This is a genomic window from Flagellimonas hadalis (assembly GCF_007785775.2).
GTDB classification, from domain to species: domain Bacteria; phylum Bacteroidota; class Bacteroidia; order Flavobacteriales; family Flavobacteriaceae; genus Flagellimonas; species Flagellimonas hadalis.
On the sequence record NZ_VNIK02000003.1, the window covers coordinates 189,194 to 210,484 of the forward strand.

Annotated in this window: 16 protein-coding genes; 1 reads left to right on the forward strand and 15 read right to left on the reverse strand. The window is 47.3% G+C overall.

The window, feature by feature from the left end; all coding sequences use genetic code 11:
• Positions 1-4: 4 nt before the first annotated feature.
• The 7 genes from ruvA to ruvB form a co-directional block, all read right to left on the reverse strand.
• Positions 5-586, reverse strand: a complete 582-nt coding sequence (gene ruvA / locus FOT42_RS07075; protein ID WP_151889874.1) for a Holliday junction branch migration protein RuvA — start codon at positions 584-586, stop codon at positions 5-7.
• Positions 587-622: 36 nt separating this feature from the next.
• The gene (locus FOT42_RS07080) at positions 623-2,920 is read right to left on the reverse strand and encodes an NADP-dependent malic enzyme (RefSeq protein WP_151890017.1); all 2,298 of its coding nucleotides are present in this window, start codon (positions 2,918-2,920) and stop codon (positions 623-625) included.
• Positions 2,921-3,037: 117 nt separating this feature from the next.
• Positions 3,038-4,585, reverse strand: coding sequence for an MFS transporter (locus FOT42_RS07085; protein ID WP_151889875.1), 1,548 nt, complete (start codon positions 4,583-4,585; stop codon positions 3,038-3,040).
• Between the two features lie 133 nt (positions 4,586-4,718).
• Positions 4,719-5,642, reverse strand: a complete 924-nt coding sequence (gene queG / locus FOT42_RS07090; protein ID WP_151889876.1) for a tRNA epoxyqueuosine(34) reductase QueG — start codon at positions 5,640-5,642, stop codon at positions 4,719-4,721.
• Positions 5,643-5,660: 18 nt separating this feature from the next.
• Entirely contained in the window at positions 5,661-6,083 is a 423-nt protein-coding gene (locus FOT42_RS07095; RefSeq protein ID WP_151889877.1) for a PIN domain-containing protein, read from the reverse strand.
• The gene (locus tag FOT42_RS07100) at positions 6,080-6,334 is read right to left on the reverse strand and encodes a DUF6364 family protein (RefSeq protein ID WP_151889878.1); all 255 of its coding nucleotides are present in this window, start codon (positions 6,332-6,334) and stop codon (positions 6,080-6,082) included. The genes FOT42_RS07095 and FOT42_RS07100 overlap by 4 nt, the downstream gene beginning before the upstream one ends.
• 90 nt (positions 6,335-6,424) lie before the next feature.
• Entirely contained in the window at positions 6,425-7,447 is a 1,023-nt protein-coding gene (gene ruvB, locus FOT42_RS07105; protein WP_151889879.1) for a Holliday junction branch migration DNA helicase RuvB, read from the reverse strand.
• Positions 7,448-7,732: 285 nt separating this feature from the next.
• On the opposite strand from ruvB, the gene FOT42_RS07110 reads away from it, so the two are divergent.
• The gene (locus tag FOT42_RS07110; RefSeq protein ID WP_151889880.1) at positions 7,733-9,994 is read left to right on the forward strand and encodes an acyl-CoA dehydrogenase family protein; all 2,262 of its coding nucleotides are present in this window, start codon (positions 7,733-7,735) and stop codon (positions 9,992-9,994) included.
• Position 9,995: 1 nt separating this feature from the next.
• Here FOT42_RS07110 and FOT42_RS07115 read toward each other — a convergent pair whose 3' ends face one another.
• The 8 genes from FOT42_RS07115 to FOT42_RS07150 form a co-directional block, all read right to left on the reverse strand.
• The gene (locus FOT42_RS07115) at positions 9,996-10,820 is read right to left on the reverse strand and encodes a GIN domain-containing protein (protein ID WP_192938341.1); all 825 of its coding nucleotides are present in this window, start codon (positions 10,818-10,820) and stop codon (positions 9,996-9,998) included.
• A gap of 132 nt (positions 10,821-10,952) precedes the next feature.
• Positions 10,953-12,767, reverse strand: coding sequence for a cytochrome c oxidase subunit I (locus FOT42_RS07120; protein WP_151889882.1), 1,815 nt, complete (start codon positions 12,765-12,767; stop codon positions 10,953-10,955).
• A 40-nt stretch (positions 12,768-12,807) separates the two neighbouring features.
• The gene (locus FOT42_RS07125; protein ID WP_151889883.1) at positions 12,808-13,866 is read right to left on the reverse strand and encodes a cytochrome c oxidase subunit II; all 1,059 of its coding nucleotides are present in this window, start codon (positions 13,864-13,866) and stop codon (positions 12,808-12,810) included.
• Between the two features lie 28 nt (positions 13,867-13,894).
• Positions 13,895-15,232, reverse strand: a complete 1,338-nt coding sequence (locus FOT42_RS07130) for a quinol:cytochrome C oxidoreductase (protein ID WP_151889884.1) — start codon at positions 15,230-15,232, stop codon at positions 13,895-13,897.
• Positions 15,233-15,249: 17 nt separating this feature from the next.
• Entirely contained in the window at positions 15,250-15,819 is a 570-nt protein-coding gene (locus FOT42_RS07135) for a c-type cytochrome (RefSeq protein ID WP_151889885.1), read from the reverse strand.
• 4 nt (positions 15,820-15,823) lie between these two features.
• Positions 15,824-16,351: a DUF3341 domain-containing protein gene (locus tag FOT42_RS07140; RefSeq protein WP_151889886.1), complete on the reverse strand. Its 528-nt coding sequence runs from the start codon at positions 16,349-16,351 to the stop codon at positions 15,824-15,826.
• Between the two features lie 2 nt (positions 16,352-16,353).
• The gene (gene nrfD / locus FOT42_RS07145; protein ID WP_151889887.1) at positions 16,354-18,105 is read right to left on the reverse strand and encodes an NrfD/PsrC family molybdoenzyme membrane anchor subunit; all 1,752 of its coding nucleotides are present in this window, start codon (positions 18,103-18,105) and stop codon (positions 16,354-16,356) included.
• 30 nt (positions 18,106-18,135) lie between these two features.
• Complete coding sequence (locus FOT42_RS07150) at positions 18,136-21,276, reverse strand: TAT-variant-translocated molybdopterin oxidoreductase (protein ID WP_151889888.1); 3,141 nt, start codon at positions 21,274-21,276, stop codon at positions 18,136-18,138.
• Between the last annotated feature and the right edge of the window lie 15 nt (positions 21,277-21,291).

A 21,291-nucleotide genomic window follows, 5' to 3' on the forward strand; every position in this document is an offset into this window, starting at 1 on the left:
CTAGTTACAAATTTTTCAGCGCCTGTTTAATAATGTTCTCAACGCTTAGCGAAGCGTCTTGGGAAAGCACCTTCTCGACGACCTTTTCAGATTGCCTTCTGGCGAAACCAAGAACCTCTAATGCTGATAACGCTTCTTCTTTATTTGTATTGTTTGATCCTGTTGAAACTTCACCCATGTCCAGGACTTTCAAAATCTTATCCTTGAGGTCCAGGATCACGCGCTGGGCCGTTTTCGCCCCAATCCCTTTGACAGCCTGTATGGAAGCTACGTCCCCACTGGCAATGGCGTCCCTTACATCGGTAGGCGAAAGGGAGGACAACATGGTCCTTGCGGTACTGGAACCGACCCCTGAGACGGAGATCAACAAACGGAAAATCTCACGCTCCGATTTTTCCACAAAACCAAAAAGGGTATGGGAATCTTCCTTGACCAATAAATGGGTATAAAGGTGGATGTTCTCTTCGTCTTTCAGCAAGGAGAAGGTATGCAGCGAAATGTTCAAAAAATAGCCCACACCGTTGCATTCCACCACCACATAGGTCGGGTTTTTCTCTACAAGTCTTCCTCTTAAATGGTTGATCATAGTTTTTCCGGATTCTTCGGCCTTCGGTCTGGAACCTTATTCCGCTTCCATTCTAGCCTTTTTCCTTTTTTCGCGTTCTTGGGCATCAATGACCGCAACGGCGGCCATGTTCACCATTTCATCCACACTGGCACCCAATTGCAGGATGTGTGCCGCTCTGGGCAGTCCCAACATAATGGGACCGATGGAATCCGCTTCGTTCAGTCCCTTGAGCAATTTGTAAGTGATGTTGGCCGATTCCAAATTCGGGAAAATCAGTGTGTTCACCTTTTTGCCGGATATTTTTGAAAACGGAAAATTATTGTTGCACAGCTCTTGGCTCAGGGCAAAATCGGTCTGGATCTCCCCATCCACGACCAGTTCGGGATCTGTTTCGTGCAATATCCGCACCGCCTCCTTCACTTTTTGTGCATGTGGGTGGCTGGACGATCCAAAGTTGGCATAGGACAGCATGGCCATCACCGGATTGAAACCAAAGGTTTTTGCAACATTGGCAGTCATTCGTGCGATTTCTGCCAAATCCTCCGCACTTGGATCAATGTTGATGGACGTGTCGGCCAAGAAAAGGGGACCTCTTTCAGTGATCATAATATTGACCGTGGAGGCATTTTTCACTCCTTTGGCCCTGCCCAATACTTCAAAAACGGGACGGAGCACCCTGGGATAAGATCTTGAATACCCCGAGATCATTCCATCGGCATCACCTTCTTGGAGCATCATGGCACCAAAATAGTTGCGCTTGCCCATGTTCACCCGGGCACTGTATTTGGTCTCGCCTTTTCGCTTTCTGGATTCCCAAAGCTTCAATGCGTATTTGGTTCTCAATTCCTTGTTCTCATCCGCCCTTGGATCGATGATGTGCACTTTGGCATCAAAATCGAGTTCTTTCTTAAGGTTCTCTATGGTCTCCCTGTGCCCCAAAAGTATAGGGATCGCAATGCCCTCATCGTGTACGATCTGTGCCGCTTTCAATACATCCAACAATTCCGCTTCGGCAAAAACGATGCGTTTGGGGTTTTGTTTGGCCCTATTGTGCATCAAACGGACCACTTTGTTGTCATTGCCCGATCTTTGGTAGAGTTCCTCCTCATATCCTTCCCAATCCTGAATGGGCATCTTGGCCACACCACTCTCCATGGCGGCCCTTGCCACTGCAGGGGGAATTTTTGTAATCAATCGGGGATCAAAAGGTTTTGGGATGATGTAGTCCCTCCCAAAAGCCAGTCGTGTGGTATCGTAGGCGATGTTCACCTGCTCCGGCACGGATTCCCGGGTCAAATCGGCCAAGGCACGGACGGCGGCCATTTTCATTTCTTCATTGATCTTGGTAGCCCGAACATCCAGCGCTCCCCTAAAAATAAAGGGGAATCCAAGTACATTGTTCACTTGGTTGGGATGGTCCGAACGGCCTGTTGCCATAATGATGTCCTTTCGGGTCTTGCAGGCAAGGTCATATTCGATTTCAGGGTCTGGATTGGCCATGGCAAAAACAATCGGGTCCTTCGCCATGGACTTGAGCATCTTTGGCGTAACAATATTGGCTATGGAAAGTCCGATGAACACATCGGAATCCACCATTGCCTCTTCGAGCGTGTCTATTTTTCTATCAGTGGCAAACTCTGCCTTTTCCGAGGAAAGGTTTTCCCTATCGCTCCGGATGACTCCTTTACTGTCCAACATCACGATGTTCTCGCTCCGGGCACCGAACGCTTTGTATAGCTTGGTACAGGAAACGGCCGCGGCACCCGCGCCACTGACCACGATCTTTACTTCCTCTATTTTTTTGTTGGCGATCTCCAAGGCATTGATCAAGGCGGCCGCTGAAATGATGGCGGTGCCGTGCTGGTCATCGTGCATGACCGGAATGTCCAGTTCCTCCTTCAGGCGTCTTTCTATCTCGAAGGCTTCGGGTGCCTTGATGTCTTCCAAATTGATGCCCCCAAAAGTGGGCGCAATGATCTTTACGGTCTCTATGAACTTGTCCACATCAGTGGTATCAAGTTCCACATCAATACCGTCGATATCGGCAAAGATCTTGAACAGAAGGCTTTTTCCTTCCATTACGGGCTTTGATGCTTCTGGTCCGATATTGCCCAGTCCCAGAACGGCCGTTCCATTGGATATCACGGCCACAATGTTTCCCTTGGCGGTATATTTGTAGACATCGTCCTTGTTCTTTGCGATCTCCAAACAAGGTTCCGCTACTCCAGGGGAGTAGGCCAATGCCAAGTCTCTTTGTGTTGAATACGGTTTGGTCGGTACTATCTTTATCTTTCCCGGTTGTGGTTTTGCGTGATAAAGTAACGCTTCCCTTCTTTGCTTTTCCTTACTCATATAGTAGTCAATGAAAGGGTAAAGGTAGGGCATTCCATGGTTTTTAGGTAATACCATAAACACCAATTTTGATATAAAATCAAACCTTAAACCACAAAAATGATTTTAATCATCTAACTATATCTCCGGGATTTCCACATCCAATTCAGTATCCCTCTTGCTTTTGGGAAGGGTGAGCCGCATGGCCAAAATAGCCGCAATGACAAAACAAGTTCCAGCAAAAAGGATGGCATTCACGGAATTTGCCCCCAATAGGTTTTTAAAAATCGGACCGAAAGAAATGGTTTGTATGAACATGGGGATCACGATCATCATGTTCAAAATTCCCATATATACCCCTCGCCGTTGTTGGGGCACAATTTTGGAGACCATGCTGTATGGAATCCCCATCATGGCCGCCCAACCGATACCGAACAACACCATGGGATACAGTACATGGACAGGGTCGGAAATCTGGGGGATGGCAAAAAGTGCCACGGCGGTACCAACCAAACTTAATGCATAGACCTTTTTACCCCCAAAGCGCACCGTCAATGGCACCAAAAGAAGGGCAACAATTGTAGTGACAATATTGTAAGTCAAACTCATCGTCGCTGCTTGGGCAGTCGCTTCGGAAGTATCCATTTCCATCGTCACTCGTAAAAGCGGTGTGATGAATTGCCAATAAACAAATAATGCATACCACTGGAAAAGATAGACCGCAGCTATTTTCCACATGAACTTGGGCATGTCCTTTACAGCATTCCCTACTTCCAAGAAAGGGGCCAGGACATCTGCAAACTTTTTGATCGAGGCATTTTCAGTGTTCTTTTTTATGAGTCGAAAGAGGTAAGAGAACCAAACGGTACATATCAATAACACAATAACCACCCATAAATTAATATCTTCAAATAGAGATGGATATTGTTTGCCAATTAAAAAGCCCAATACCAAGGGCAGGGAAAAAAGGATGAATACCACCCCCACTATCTGGACAAATGCCGAAGGCTTGCCTTTGTTAAATTCATGTATGCTTTTTATTTCTTCCTCGCTTGGGGGAATCTCTGGAGTTTTCAACACCGACCATAAAATGGTCACTATGGATAAAATGGAACCTATCAGAAAAGGATAAAATACCCATTTGGGAATTACCCCGATCACTTCTGGTTCTTCAGCTCCAAAAAATTTCTGAAAAAAAACAATGGCCCCGGTTGCCAGTAAAATTCCAGCTCCAACAAAAAGACTTTGCATTTGGTAGCCCAAACTCAACTGCTCATCGGGAAGTTTATCCCCCACAAACGCACGGTAGGGTTCCATGGCCATATTGTTGCCCACATCCAAAATCCAAAACAATCCGGCAGCAAACCACAGTGATGGGCTTTGGGGAAAGGCAAAAAGGCAAATACTTGCCATAATGGCCCCTATCAAAAAGAACGGTTTCCTACGGCCCCATTTGAATGACCAAGTTTTGTCTGAAATCGCCCCAACAATCGGCTGGACCACCAATCCAGTTACAGGGCCGGCTATATTGAGTATGGGCAACATTTCTTCTTTTGCACCAAGCCAAAGAAAAATAGAGTTTACGGCACTCTGTTGGAGGCCAAAACTATATTGGATCCCAAGGAATCCAACGTTCATATTGAAAATCTGCCAAAAACTCAGTTTGGGTTTGGTCATCTTGATCATGATCGGTGTTCAGTTAGTTTTGTGGTCTGGTTTTGAGCAAATATCAATTCCTCAAAAAAAACACCATCAATATAGCATTTTTTCCATCCATACTGCCAAACAAAGTTTTTTTGGTAATATTCTTCGGTAATTTTTAATCTTTGAGGAAATCAATGTTGCGCTTTAGGCCGGAAAGTTTGGTCCGTTTCACCGCTGATTTCTGGAATACCTTTTTAAAAACGTCCTCGGTGATCTCTTCCCAATCCTTCTTGGTAAAGGACAACAATTCTGGATTGGGATCGAACAAAGGTTCCCGATGCGGTTTGGAAAAACGGTTCCACGGGCACACATCCTGGCAGACATCGCACCCGAACATCCATTCGTCAAATTTTCCTTGGAACTCCCCAGGAATTTCATTTTTCAGCTCGATGGTGAAATAGGAAATGCACTTGCTCCCATCCACCACATAGGGTTCCACGATGGCCTGCGTAGGGCAGGCATCGATGCAGGCTGTGCAGGTACCACAATGATCAGTGACCGGCGTATCATATTCCAGTTCCAGGTCCACGATCAATTCGGCAATGAAATAAAAGGACCCCACTTGCTGGGTCAACAGGTTGCTGTGTTTGCCTATCCACCCCAGACCGCTTTTGGCTGCCCAGGCCTTGTCCAGCACAGGTGCGGAATCCACAAAGGCCCTTCCGTGCACTTCCCCAATTTTTTCTTGGATGAAATGCAACAGACTTTTGAGCTTGTCCTTTATCACAAAGTGATAATCCGTTCCATAGGCATACTTGGAGATTTTATAGGAATCCGGGTTTTGTTGTTCGGATGGAAAGTAATTCAACAACAGGGAAATGACCGATTTGGAACCTTCCACCAATTTTGTGGGGTCGAGACGCTTGTCAAAATGGTTTTCCATGTACTGCATCTCTCCATGTCTATTCTGGTTGAGCCATTTTTCCAGACGGGGCGCTTCCTCTTCCAGAAAACCTGCTTTGGAAACACCACAAGACAAAAAACCGAGGCGCTTAGCTTCGGCTTTAATAAGGGACGTGCGTTGGGAAATGGACTGCATCCTTAAAAATACAACCGATTAGCTGTTTTCCAAAACATATCGCACAAACGCACGACAGTCGTACACTGGAATCTCAGAAAAATAGAAGTCAGTCACATCTTCGGTCACAATAATCTGGCAACCTGCCAGCAATGCCGAATAGTACTCCAAACCATCCTCGAAATCGTTAATGGCAGGATTGGCCACCGTTTTTTTGACAACCGAAACATCAGCCGTCGCAATTTGCAGTTTATGGGAAAGAATGGAAATTTTTTCAGCGGCCTTCTGTGTACCGCTCTTTTTTTCGGCAAAATAAAATGCTATGGCCAAGCAAATAGGCGAAGTGAACACTTTATATTTTGAAGAATCGGCCAAACTCAAAATCCGGGCAGCATGGGCATACAACGGGTATTGCCTGTTCAGCACCGCTACCAGCACATTGGCGTCTACAAATACCTTCATTTACGGGATTCCATAAATTCGGATTTCAGCTTTTTGCGGGAAGTAGGTCTCACATATTCCGCTTCTCCCTCTGCCACGCTGTTTACCCAATCCGAGATGGGCAATTCATCCAAATTCTGATAGGGCTTTTCAGTGATTTGGGCAAGAATATACTCTGTGAGCCTGGAAAGGCTCATATTGTTCCTCTTGGCATACGCCTTTGCTTTTTCGATAACATCTTTATCAAAAGACAATGTGATTTTGGCATCCATGGCATCCATTTATACGACAAAAATAAATATTTTATACGTAATAATAAACAACCCGGCAAGCTTTAGGTTTTTTTTGATTAGAAATCTGGGCTAAAACAAGCCTCCTTGCACACCTCCCTTTATTCGACCCAAATGTTTATATGCCAATTCGGTCACTTCACGACCTCTTGGGGTTCGCATGATAAACCCTTGTTGGATCAAAAATGGCTCATAGACCTCTTCAATGGTCTCGGCACTTTCGGAAACCGCAGTGGCCAATGTGGTAATCCCCACCGGGCCTCCTTTGAACTTGTCGATGATGGTGGTCAGGATCTTGTTGTCCATCTCATCCAGTCCGTGGGCATCCACATTCAAAGCTTTCAACCCAAATTGGGAAATATCCAAATCGATGTTCCCATTTCCTTTGATCTGGGCAAAATCTCTGACCCTTCGCAAAAGGGCGTTACAAATCCGTGGGGTGCCCCTGCTCCGCCCTGCAATTTCTATGGCCGCTTCTTGGGTAATGGGCACTTTGAGGATTTCCGCGCTTCGTTCCACAATGGTGGAGAGCAGTTCAGTGTTATAGTATTCCAATCGGCTCTGGATGCCGAACCTCGCCCGCATGGGAGCTGTCAGCAATCCGGAACGGGTGGTGGCCCCTATCAAGGTGAACGGGCTCAGGTTGATCTGGACGGTCCTGGCATTCGGACCGGTCTCGATCATGATATCGATCTTATAATCTTCCATGGCTGAGTAGAGGTACTCCTCAACAATGGGGCTAAGCCTATGGATCTCGTCAATGAACAGCACATCCCGTTCGTCCAGATTGGTGAGCAAACCCGCCAAATCGCCCGGCTTGTCGAGAACAGGTCCCGAGGTCACTTTGATGCCCACGCCCAATTCGTTGGCCAAAATATGTGCCAGTGTGGTCTTTCCCAGACCCGGAGGTCCGTGAAAAAGGGTGTGATCCAATGCCTCTCCTCTCAGATTGGCGGCCTGCACAAAAACCTTTAGGTTTTCCAATACCTGGGCCTGCCCCGTAAAATCATCAAAAGTGACGGGACGGAGGGCCCTTTCAATATCGAGCTCCTCTTGGGAAAAATTACTGGCCGTTGGATCTAAGTTTTCGTTCATCGCTCAACAAATATAATTGAAAACCCCATCCGCCTGAAACCATTCTTCCTAAAATGAGTTTTGATTGCCATCTTCAAAATCTTAGCCTTACCTTAGTTATATAAAAAAGCATTCGATTATACAATTGCACCTATGGTCAATTCAAATGTCACATCGAGTGCAGTCGAGATGCCTTTGTCTACCTTTCGACTGCGCTCAAGAGGACAAAGACAAAATTATCAAGCCATTGGTACAATTACAGATATATAACCAAAACAACATTGTTCAGCCCCAATAAAAATTACCATGCACGACATCGATTATTCCCAAGGCATCCTACAATACATCCCTTTTTTCTACGTAATATGGTCCGATGACCTGCTGTCCGCTTCTGAGATTTCCGTGGTGATGAAGACCATCGAGCAGGACGATTCGTTGGAAGCCATGGAAAAAGAGCAATTGTTGCGTTGGCTGAATACCGAAAAACCTCCCAGCGACACAGAAATGAAAAATTGGAAGCAGACCATAGCCACTTCCGAAGTCAAGCTCATTGAGAGTGAAACCTATCCCCTGACCTCATTCAGCCAACGATTGACCCAGCAACAGAACGGGACCGGTTTCAATGACCACCTAAAGCATATCGAAATCAATCTGGGAATACAGCCCAACCACTACAACCATTTGTTCGATGTGGAAGTGGTGCATGAGAAAACCTCGGATCAGTATAGCGCAGCCATCCTTGATAACATACTGAAAGGGCCGCATGCCCAAACGGTGGATGGTTTCCGTGAATTTTTGGACCAACCCATCTTTAGATGGGAAACCCTCCGAAAGAAAGAGGATTTCAGGGCCAGAACATTGGAACAGGTGCAGACTTTGGCAAAAAAAGGCTATGGCGCCATGGCCTATCCTACCGAATATGGGGGCACGGGAAACATGCCTGCCTATGCCGCCATTTTTGAACATCTGATGTTCGTTGACGGAAGTTTGGCCGTGAAGTTCGGGGTGCAGTTTGGCCTATTTGGGGGAAGCATCCAAAAATTGGGCAGCAAGCGACATCATGACCAGTACCTGACCGATGCAGGTGCCACAAAATTGCTTGGCTGCTTTGCCATGACGGAAACAGGGCACGGTTCCAACGTACGGGGTATCAGGACCACCGCGACCTATGAACCGGCTTCGGATTCCATCGTGATCCAAACCCCTGGAAAAAATGATAATAAGGAATACATTGGGAACGCCCTGCACTCCAAAATGGCCACGGTCTTTGCCCAGCTGATCGTGGACGGAAAAAATGAGGGCGTGCATGCCATTTTGGTGCCGCTACGCAATGAAAATCATGAGGAACTTGAAGGCATCACCATTGAGGACAATGGGTACAAACTTGGCCTGAACGGGGTGGACAATGGCAAGATATGGTTCAACAATGTGAGGGTCCCCCGCGAAAACCTTCTAAACAAATATGGGGAGATACGTGAAGATGGCACATATTTTTCTTCCATAAAAAACCCCAACAAACGGTTCTTCACCATGTTGGGCACCTTGGTGGGCGGACGCATCTGTGTGGCCCGTGGCGCTCTCGGAGGGGCAAAGATGGCACTTTCCATTGCCGTGAAATATGCCTTGAACCGAAGACAGTTCAATGACAGCGTAAAAATCCAAGAGGACCTGATCATGGACTATCCCACCCATCAAATCCGATTGACACCCTCCATTGCCAGTGCGTATGTGTACCACGTGACCTTGGAAGAGATGATGAACCGTTACAGTGATGACTCCCAACCGGACAAACGCAAGATAGAGACGCAGGTGGCCGGGCTGAAATCGATCATCACTTGGTTCGCGAACGATACCATCCAAGAATGCAGGGAGGCCTGTGGTGGCAAAGGGTACCTGCTGGAGAACCGGATTGCCGACCTCAAGGGCGATGTGGATATTTTTACCACTTTTGAAGGTGACAACACCGTATTGCTGCAATTGGCCGCTAAAGGCGTTCTATCGGATTTTCAGGCGGAATTCAACAGTGCTGGGTTCACCTCGGTGCTCAAATTGTTGCAGAGCCAGCTTTCAGACACGTTGACGGCCATCAACCCCCTATATTCCAATAAAGTGGATGCCGAGCACCTGTACAATCCCAAGTTCCACAAGCATGCGTTCAGTTACCGCACTCGAAGGCTGACCTATACGTTGGCCATGCGTATCCGGAACTATATCAAAAAAGGGGTGCCATCCTATCAAGCCTTCCTTAAAGTACAGACGCATTTGTTGGCTTTGGGAAAGGCTTATAGTGTGGAATTGGCCTACGGGGTGTTCCATGATTTCTGCGAAACGGTTTCCGATGCGGAACACAAGGCGTTATTGGAAAAATTGGGAACGCTATACGCCCTTAACGAAATCCATTCGGATGCCCGATGGTTTTTGGAACAGGGATATATCGGGGGAACCAAGTCCAAAGCGATACGACAGCGGGTGGAACGGTTGTCCACCGAACTGCGCCCCCACATTGAGGTATTGGTGGACGGCTTTGGCATTCCGGGCCATTGCCTGACCGCGCCGATTGCCCAATAGCCTATTCCTGCCGCTTGATCAGTTGCGAGGTATCCAAAAAATCGACTATGGTGATCTTTGGGTTTCCGAAGAGATATATTTTGGAGTTGCCCTTGGCACTCAGTTCCAAATTTCTAAAGGCATAAATGTAGGCCGATGGGTCATTTTCCATGGTCAGTTTCAGGTCGCCCACTTCCATGGTCTCCCCCTTGTACCTCGAATTCCCTATCAAACGTACCTGGATGTTGTCCGAAGTGCCCTCCAGGGTCAGGGAAGCATTACCTTCCAAATCAATCAGACCGGTCTGCCCAACACTGTACACGTAGGCCTCGGCCTTATTCCCCAAAGATATGTTGAGGGAATCCACATCCACATTGAAATTGCCCCGACTGGTCTCTTCCAGATTGATATCCATCACTGCTGCCTTTGCTTTGATGTCCAAACGGGTATTGTTGAAACCATCCACGAAGAGTTCATCGCTTTCAATCACATCTTGCGTGACCACGCTGCCATCTTTTAGGGTTATTGCCCGCAAGTCAGTATAGTTTACCGTGATATCCAACTGCTTTTTCGCGGTTACATCATAATAGGAACTAATGATCAAAGTGCTGTCCTCCACATTGAACTTGAGGATGTCTATCAGGTTGTCGTCGGCCTCAATATCGTAACCTGTCCCAAAGGATTTTTTCAGCACAATGTCCAGATTATCGTTCAACACGATGGCATTGAACGGAGGTAGTTCCTCGTTTACGTGGGTCACGATCCGGCTTCCCTTTATCCTTGGTTTTCGCTGGGCAGTGGACAGAAGAGGAAACACGATCAAGAAAAGGACGAGTATATTTTTCACGGCTTTATTTTTAGGACAAATTGTTTTCTAAAGATATTACAATCAAAGCTAACCATTGTATTTCAGACCCTAAGAAACAAAAAACCCATCCAAATAGGGACGGGCTTTTTTATTTTTTGGAATACATCAACATCAGTGATTGAGTTCTTCCTCATTTTCCTGCAAGGGTACGTTCTGCGGAACAAAGTCCTGCCCTGCAATGATGTACTCTCCATTTTCGTAGGTCTTGCTATAATCGTAGGCCCAACGGTATACGTGTGGTATCTCTCCTGGCCAGTTTCCGTGGATATGCTCCTGCGGAGCGGTCCATTCCAAGGTATTGGATTTCCATGGGTTCATAGATCCTTTCTTACCGTAGAAAATACTGGAGATGAAGTTGTAAACAAACACCAATTGCGCCAATCCTGCAATGATGGCAAATACGGTCATCAATACCTGAACGTTGGTCAACTCATCGAACATAGGGAAAGCCGTGTTCTCATAGTAACGTCTTGGCACTCCCGCCATACCCACAAAGTGCATGGGGAAGAATACGCCATAAGCGCACACTGCCGTGATCCAGAAATGGACATAGCCCAAATTCTTGTTCATCATCCTACCTTGGAACATTTTGGGGAACCAGTGGTACACCCCTGCAAAAAGTCCGTACAAAGCCGAAATACCCATTACCAAGTGGAAGTGGGCCACAACGAAATACGTGTCGTGAACGTTGATGTCCAGGGTACTGTCACCCAAAATGATACCGGTTAGACCTCCCGTGATGAAGGTGGAGACCAAACCGATGGAGAAGAGCATCGCAGGGTTCAACTGCAGATTCCCTTTCCAGAGGGTGGTGATATAGTTGAATGCTTTTACCGCGGATGGTATGGCAATCAAAAGTGTTGTAAATGTAAATACGGAGCCCAAGAACGGGTTCATACCGGAGATGAACATGTGGTGACCCCATACAATTGTTGAAAGGAATGCTATGGCCAAAATGGAGGCCACCATCGCCCTATACCCAAAGATGGGCTTCCTTGCATTGGTGGACATTACTTCGGAAGTAATCCCCAATGCGGGCAACAATACGATATATACTTCGGGGTGTCCCAAGAACCAGAACAAGTGTTCGTACAGTACGGGAGATCCTCCTTGGTAGTGCAGCACTTCCCCTTGGATAAAGATATCCGAAAGGAAGAACGATGTACCAAAACTTCTGTCCATGATCAACAGCAAAGCTGCAGAAAGTAGAACAGGGAAAGAAATTACACCAATGATCGCAGTCACAAAAAACGCCCAAATGGTCAATGGCAAACGGGTCATCGACATTCCTTTGGTCCTGAGGTTGATCACCGTTACGATGTAGTTCAATGAACCCAAAAGGGAAGAAGCGATAAAGATGGCCATGGAGACCAACCAGAGGGTCATACCAGCACCTGAACCGGGCTGCGCCATGGGCAATGCACTCAAAGGTGGGTAAATGGTCCACCCTGCGGCGGCAGGTCCTGCTTCCACGAACAAGGATGTCACCATGATGATCGATGATAGGAAGAACAACCAGTACGACACCATGTTCAAGAAACCTGATGCCATATCCCTCGCCCCTATCTGCAACGGAATCAATAAGTTACTAAAAGTACCACTCAGACCGGCGGTCAATACAAAGAAAACCATGATGGTCCCGTGTATGGTGACCAATGCCAAATAAATATCGGCATCCATGACACCATCAGGCGCCCATTTTCCCAATACGGCCTCAAAAATGGGGAATGATTGCCCTGGCCATGCCAATTGCATCCTAAAGAGCAAAGACATTGCTATACCGATGAACCCCATGATAAGACCCGTGATGAGATATTGCTTGGATATCATCTTATGGTCCTGACTGAAGATATATTTGGTAATAAAAGTCTCCTTATGATGATGTCCGTGATCGTCGTGTCCGTGTTCGTGTCCAGTAGCTGACATAATCTCTTCTAAATTTTGTTATGGTTTTTCCTAGCCTTGTTTATTCCGCGGGAGTCATGTTCTCCTTAAAAGTCTTCTGCTCCGCCATCCATTTGTTGAATTCTTCCTCAGTCTCCACTATGATCTTCATCTGCATGTTGTAATGGGATTTTCCGCATATCTTGTTGCATAGCAATATATAGTCAAATTCCCATGGATCTGAGTTCGGCAATCCTTCTGCGGCACGTTCTGCCCTCAGTGCATTGGTCCTTTTCACCTTGTCCACTACATCGGGGTTGCGACGCATTTCCTCAGTGGTCACGGTAGGTGTGAAGGAGAATTGGGTGATCATACCGGGAACACAGTTCATCTGTGCCCTAAAGTGCGGCATGTAAGCGGAGTGCAATACATCTTGGGAACGCATTTTGAAGTTAACCTTCCTGCCCACGGGCAAGTGCAGTTCCTTTACGATGACATCGTCACCTCCATTGGGATCGGCCTCATCGATACCGAGCACGTTGGCCTTGTTGATATCGATCAAGCGCACATTGGCATCTCCCAATACATTGTCCTCACCGGCATAACGTGCCGTCCAGTTAAACTGCTGGGCATATAGTTCGATTACGATGGGGTCGTCCTCATCGTTCACATCCATGATAGTGGTCCAAGTATAGAGTCCCCAAAGAATCAATCCGGCCAATACGATTACAGGGATGATGGTCCAGATAAACTCCAAACGGTCGTTGTCCGCATAAAAAAGGGCCTTTTTGCCCTCTTGCCCTCTGTACTTATAGCCAAAGTAGTGCAACAGGGCCTGGGTAATGGTCTGCACAAAAAAGATGATGGCAAAGGAGACCCACATCAGTTGGTCATATTCCCCACCATGCTCCGAAGCGGCTTCGGGCAACAACATCTTTGAATATTTTGCAAAACTGAATATGGTGATCCCGTAGATAAAGATCAGGAATGCGAACAAGAGGTAACCGTTGGTCTTGTTATCGTTGTCGTTTGCTACCTCGGTGTGCTCTGTCTTGAGTTGCGACAATTGGAAAATCTTGGTCATTTGCCAGATTGCAATTGCCACCAGTGCCAAAACAGTGAATGTTAATAATGCAGTCATCGTGTATCTATCTAAGACTTAAATCGTATTAATAATGAAAATGTTTGCTTTCCTCAATGAACGGGTTCCTCTTGGGCTGCAATGGTGCCTTGGTCAACGCCGTGAACACCCAGAACACAAACAGACCTCCAAAGAACAACAGACCACCGATCTCAGGCAATCCAATGTACCACTGATCTCCTACCGTAGCTGGCATTACCATATTGAAAACATCCAAATAATGTCCCAATAGCACTACAATCCCGGCCATGACCACAAACCAGTTGACCCTTTTGTAATCACTGTTCATCAACACCAACAACGGGAACACAAAGTTCATCACCAACATGCCAAAGAAAGGCAGTTTGTAATCTTGGAACCTTGCCACGTAGTAGGTCACCTCTTCAGGAATGTCCGCATACCAGATCAGCATGAACTGGGCAAACCAAAGATAGGTCCAGAAAATACTGATACCGAACATGAACTTGGCCAAATCGTGAAGGTGGCTATCATTGACATTCTCCAAATATCCCCTTGATTTCAAGTAGATTACTACCAGTGCAATTACGGTAATCCCAGATACGAACATACTGGCAAACACATACCATCCGAAGAGGGTACTGAACCAGTGTGGATCCAAACTCATGATCCAATCCCATGACATCATGGATTCGGTGACCAGGTAGAATACCAAGAAACCTGCGGACCATCTAAAATTCTTCACAAAATTGCTATTGTCATCCGACTCATCTTGGGCCAATGACAATTTTCTTGAATGCTGGCGGTAAAAGATCCAACCGCCCAAAAAGATAGCGGCCCTGATCAGGAAGAAAGTCGGGTTCAAATATCCTGCTTTCCCTTGCAACAATTTATCGTGCGCAACGGTCTCTGGGTCCATCCAAACAAACATGTGGTTCATATGGAGCACGGAAAGTACCAAAATCACGAAAACAATGATGCCACCAGGCACCAAATAAGCGGTGATACCTTCCATCACCCTGAACAATATGGGCGACCATCCGGCCTGTGCAGCCCTTTGGATGGCATAGAAAGCCAAAACGCCCAATGCGATCATAAAGAAAAAGAAAGCTGCTACATAAAGTGCAGACCAAGGTCTGTTCTGCAACTGGTGCAACAAATGGGTATCGTGGGAAGCATCGTGTTCTTCTCCGTGGGCAGCAGCTGCGCCATGCCCTTGTTCTTCCCCATGGGCTGTCGCTTCTTCTGCATGACCGCCTCCGTGGCCATCACCGTGTGCCGATGCTACCATGGCCTTGGCCTCTTCCACTGTTGATGGTGCCGACACAAAACCGATTCCCAAAAAAAGCAGTCCCACTGCCATTGCAATGAAAGATCCTATTCTAAGTCTGTTTGAAAAGGTGTACATAGTTTACTCTTATCCAATTATTTTGTTAGATCTTCCTTTAACTTCATCACATATTCGGACACTTGCCACATCTCCTCTTCGTTGGCGAACTGGGATGCATAGGAGCCCATGGAGTTCAACCCATAGTAAATGGTGTGGTAGGTGGTGCCCACGGTGATGTTCCTTGCCGGATCGGCATAACTGGGAACACCCAATATCTTTTCACGCTTCACCAAATTGCCCTGTCCGTCTCCTTTGTCCCCGTGGCATATGGCGCAATAGATGGTATACAACTGCATCCCTTTGGCCAGGTTGTCCTCAGTCTTCAATGAATCCAACGGGCTGGTGTTCAGCCTAGCGAGTTCCTTGCCTTCCGGGGTATTTTCAAATTCGTAGGGCATGTATCCCCTGGAGATGGTCCCTTCAACCGGAAGCATGGCCTCCGTTCCTTCCGGGAACAGACCGTTGTCCACGCCTTGATAGGTTTCATACCCGACAGGTTCGTACATATTTGGCATATATTGATAGTTTGGTCTGTTCTTGTCTGCACAGGCAGCAACGAACAGTACCAAGACCAAAGCAACACTTATTTTACCTAAATGTTTCATATTCTTAAGAGTCCTTTTCTGTAACTTTTACTTCTACCGCACCTGTTTCCCACAACAGTTCGGCAAGTTCACTTTCATTGTCGTGCACTCCGATTTCCATCAAAAAATGGTCATCAGTGGTACGTTTGTCCGGGTTTTCCGCTTTCTTGAAGGGCCACATCTTACTTCTAAGATAAAAGGTGATCACCATCAAGTGGGCCGCAAAGAAAACCGTCATTTCGAACATGATCGGAACAAAGGCGGGCATGTTCTCCAAGTAACTGAAACTTGGCTTACCACCAATATCCTGGGGCCAATCCTCGATCATGATATAGTTCATCATCACGATGGCCACGGTAAGTCCCAAACATCCGTACATGAAGGAAGTGATCGCGATACGGGTACCTGCCAATCCCATGGCCTTGTCCAGACCGTGCACGGGGAACGGGGTATATACTTCCTCTATGTGGTGATGCGCTGCCCTAACTTTTTTTACGGCATGCATCAATACATCATCATCGTTGTAAAGTGCCTGAATAACTTTTGATGCCATACTTATTTTTTATCGTTTAACAACCTTGCTTGACCTGCCCAATCATCGCGTTGTGCACGACCTGGGAACCTTCCAGTTATCGAATCCAGCAAATCATACTCTCTTTCGGTCATTCTAGCAACCTGGGCATAGGTAAATATGCCTATCTCGTTCAGGGTCCGCTCCATTTCCGGGCCCACTCCTTTTATCAATTTCAAATCGTCTGGGGTCTGCGTAGTGGCATCGAATGTCCCGATGCTGCTGAGCAGTTCGGACACGCCGACCTTGTCTCCCACAGTAGGTTTCACCTCTCCCATCAACACATCATCCGTGATGGGTTCCTCATAGCTCACCACTTTGTTGACACCTTGTGGCATTTGGTACAAAGGCTTTCCGGCGTCACGCAATTTTTTGTACTTCTCACCGGATGCCTTCAAGATGGATTTCACCTCTGCCTGTGCAATCACGGGGAATGTCCTTGAGTACAATAGGAAGAGTACAAAGAAGAACCCTATTGTTCCGATGAAGATACCGATATCCACAAAGGTTGGGGAGAACATGGTCCATGAAGATGGCAGGTAATCCCTGTGCAATGAGGTTACGATGATCACAAAACGCTCGAACCACATCCCGATGTTCACCACAATGGAGATGAAGAAGGAGAACATGATGCTGGTACGCAATTTTTTGAACCACATGAACTGGGGCGAGAACACGTTACAGGTCATCATGGACCAATAGGCCCACCAGTAAGGTCCCGTGGCCCTGTTCAAGAAGGCGTATTGTTCGTATTCCACTCCTGAGTACCAAGCGATGAACAGTTCCGTGATGTAGGCACACCCCACGATGGAACCGGTGATCATGATCACGATGTTCATCAACTCAATATGCTGTACAGTGATATAAGCTTCAAGGTTACATACCTTTCTCATTATAATGAGAAGGGTGTTCACCATGGCAAATCCTGAGAAGATCGCACCTGCAACGAAGTACGGTGGGAAGATGGTGGTGTGCCATCCTGGAATCACCGATGTAGCAAAGTCAAAGGATACGATGGTGTGTACGGAAAGTACCAGTGGTGTCGCCAAACCGGCCAATACCAAGGAAACTTCCTCAAAACGCTGCCAGTCTTTGGCGCGACCTGTCCAACCAAAGCTCAACAGGCTGTAAATTTTCTTTTGGAAGGGCTTTACCGCCCTGTCACGGATCATGGCGAAATCGGGCAGAAGACCTGTCCACCAGAACACCAAGGATACCGAAAGATAGGTTGATATCGCAAACACGTCCCAAAGCAAGGGCGAGTTAAAGTTGACCCACAACGAACCGAATTGGTTGGGAATTGGAAGTACCCAATAGGCCAACCAAGGACGTCCCATGTGGATGATGGGGAACAATCCCGCTTGGATTACCGAGAAAATGGTCATCGCCTCAGCAGAACGGTTGATCGCCATTCTCCATTTTTGCCTGAACAGCAACAATACGGCCGAGATCAGGGTTCCCGCGTGACCGATACCCACCCACCAAACGAAGTTGGTGATGTCCCAGGCCCAGTTGACGGTTCGGTTAAGACCCCATACCCCGATACCCGTGGAAACGGTATAAATGATACATCCTAGACCCCAAAGGAATGCAACAAGTGCTATGGTGAACACTATCCACCATTGTTTGTTGGCCTTTCCCTCAACCGGACGGGCAATGTCCACGGTTACATCGTGGTATCCTTTGTCTCCAAGTACTAAGGGCTTTCGAATAGGTGCTTCGTAATGCGACGCCATAATTTATCTTCTAATTACTTCTTTTATTGATTAAGCCTCGTTGGTGTTCCTAACCTTGACATGATAGAACACATTGGGTTTTGTCCCGACATGCTCCAACAAGTGGTACATTCTATCGTCCTCTTTCAACTTGGCCACCTTGCTCTCCTTGTCGTTGATGTCACCAAACACCATGGCACCACTGCTACACGCTGCGGAACAGGCCGTCTGGAACTCACCATCCTTGATGACACGTCCATCACGCTTGGCATCCAAAATGGTCTTTTGGGTCATTTGGATACACATGGAGCATTTTTCCATGACACCTCTTGAACGTACATTCACATCTGGGTTGATGACCATCTTGCCCAAGTCGTTGTTCATGTTAAAGTCGAACTCATCGTTGTTGCTGTAGAGGAACCAGTTGAACCTACGTACTTTGTACGGACAGTTGTTGGCACAATACCTGGTACCCACACAACGGTTATAGGCCATATGGTTCTGTCCTTGCCTACTGTGCGAAGTTGCAGCCACCGGACACACCGTTTCGCAGGGTGCGTGGTTACAATGCTGACACATAACAGGCTGGAAAGCCACTTGAGGGTTGGCAGATGGGTCTTCCATCTCCCTGAAACCGCCCAAGGAACCTTTTTCTCCCCAAAGACCATCCATGCTGTCCTTCTTCTCGTTGTCCTGTTCAAAGGTCTCTTCTGAGGAGTAATATCTATCGATGCGCAACCAGTGCATATCGCGCGAACGGCGCATCTCCATTTTTCCGACCACGGGAACGTTGTTCTCCGCGTGGCAAGCGATCACACATGCCCCACATCCTGTACAGGCGTTCAGGTCGATGGACAAATTGAAGTGATGTCCAACAGAACGATCAAACTCGTCCCAAAGATCAGCATCGGGAGAGGTTACCGGAATTTCTTGGTGGTTCAGGGTAACGTGTGGCATCGGGTTCCACTCGGCATGATCTTTTGTATTGAAGATCTCCAAGGTGGTTTCCTTGATGATATCACCCCTACCCATCAATGTTTTTTGGGATTGGATGCATGCAAACTCATGCACTCCGGATACTTTTTCAACGGCCACGGTCTGCACATCTGAAAAATTGGTGTAGAGGGTATAGGCATTCACCCCGGTCGCCATTTCGGCTTGCATACCGGCCTTCTTTCCATAACCAAAGGAAAGCCCTATCGTACCTACTGCCTGACCAGGCTGGACGATCACGGGAACTTTTTCCAATACTTTTCCATCAACGGTCAATTTCACATAGTTGCCATTGACACCGCCATCGGCCACCATTTCATTTTCAACGCCCCATTTTTCGGCATCCGCTTTGGAAACGGTCACGTAGTTGTCCCAAGACACCCTTGAAATCGGGTCAGGGAACTCTTGCAACCAAGGATTATTGGCCTGACGACCATCCCCCATACCCACTTTGGAGTACAGGACTAGCTCGACAAACTCGGTCCCGCCACTAGTAGCATTGACCAAAGAGCGTATCGCGGAAGCAATGGGAACAACAGTGGATTCTTCCACCACAGTTTCTGTTTCTGCTGGAGCAGCAGCCGAAGCATCACCTTCCACTGGGGCAGGTGCAGCAGCCACGAACACCCCATCCTGAAGTGCCTTGTTCCACGAACTTCCTTGCAGGATGTCCGCATTCCAGGTTTCTTGGATGTAGTCGTAGTATGTTTTTTCAGTGCCCATCCATGTCAACAATGCCGTTTGGAACTGTCTTGTGTCGAACAATTCACGGATGGCAGGTTGCATGAGGCTATATTGTCCTTTTTTAAACTGGGCATCCCCCCAAGATTCGAGGTAATGCGATGCTGCAGCAACGTATTGTGAGGCTTGCGCCGTTTCATCATTATTGAAGGCAAAAGCGACCGAAAGGTCCACTTTTTCCAATCCTGATACAAATTCTTCGGAGTTCGGCAAGGTATAAACAGGGTTCACGCCGTCCATGATCAATGCCCCAACTCGGCCCGCGTTCATATCGGAAACCAACCTGGTCACTTTGGCCGTATTGCCCTGACGGACATACTTTGGATTCTTTGCATCGAATGCCTCACTGGCCAATAGTTTGTTGATGGCCAACACAACGGTCTGTGCATTGGCATCATTGAGTCCTGTGACCACCACAGCTTTGCTGCCCGCTTTCTTGATCTCGGCAGCAACTCTGTCCACAACCTCGTCCACATCGGACGTTCCACCACCCACATTGCTTCCGTTCAACTTGCCGTACAATTTGGCCAAAGCAATCTTCTGTTGGGTCGGGGTCATTGGGTAACGCTTGTCGGCATTGGCACCGGTCAAGGACATATTGGATTCCAACTGGATATGTCGGGACATTTTCCCGTTCTTGGGCACACGTCCCTTGGCATAGCCACTATCATATCCTCCTCCTTGCCAATCTCCCAAGAAATCGGCACCGAAAGAAACGATCAATCCAGCTTTTTCAAAATCATAATCGGCCAAAGCCCTTTCCCCATAAGCCGCCTCATAAGCATTTAGTGCAGCATCTTCGGAAATGGCGTCGTAAACCACATGGTTAGCATTCTCCCCGTAAGCCGCCTTGAACTCTGCGATCAATTTATCGGTGGATGGACTGGCATAGGTCTGGGTCAACAGCACAATCTGCTTGTTGGAACCTTTCAAACTGTTGAGCTTTGCCCGAACAGTGGCATCCAACACTTTCCACTCCACGGACTCGCCGTTGGCAGATGGACCTTGCAATCTTTTGCTATCGTACAGGGTCAAAACAGAGGCCTGCACCCTTGCATTGGCTCCTCCATTGACCTTGGCATCCGTATTGTTCTCTATTTTGATGGGCCTTCCTTCCCTGGTCTTCACCAAAATGCTGGCAAAGTCAAAACCATCGGCGATGGTAGTGGCATAGTAATTGGCCACACCGGGCACGATGCGATCGGGCTGCACCACGTAGGGAATGGACTTGCGAACCGGTCCTTCACAAGCAGCCATTGTCGCCGCAGCCGTGCTGAAACCAACATATTTTAGAAAATCCCTTCGGTTGGTGGTCGATGCGGACAGGTTTTCCTTGTCGCCCAAAAACTCATCAACGGGGATCTGCTCTGTGAATTCATTATGTTTTAGCGCCTCAACAATGGAATCGTTCGGATTGAGCTCCGCTGTACTTTTCCAATATTTTTTGTTTGATGCCATACGATATATCTGAGA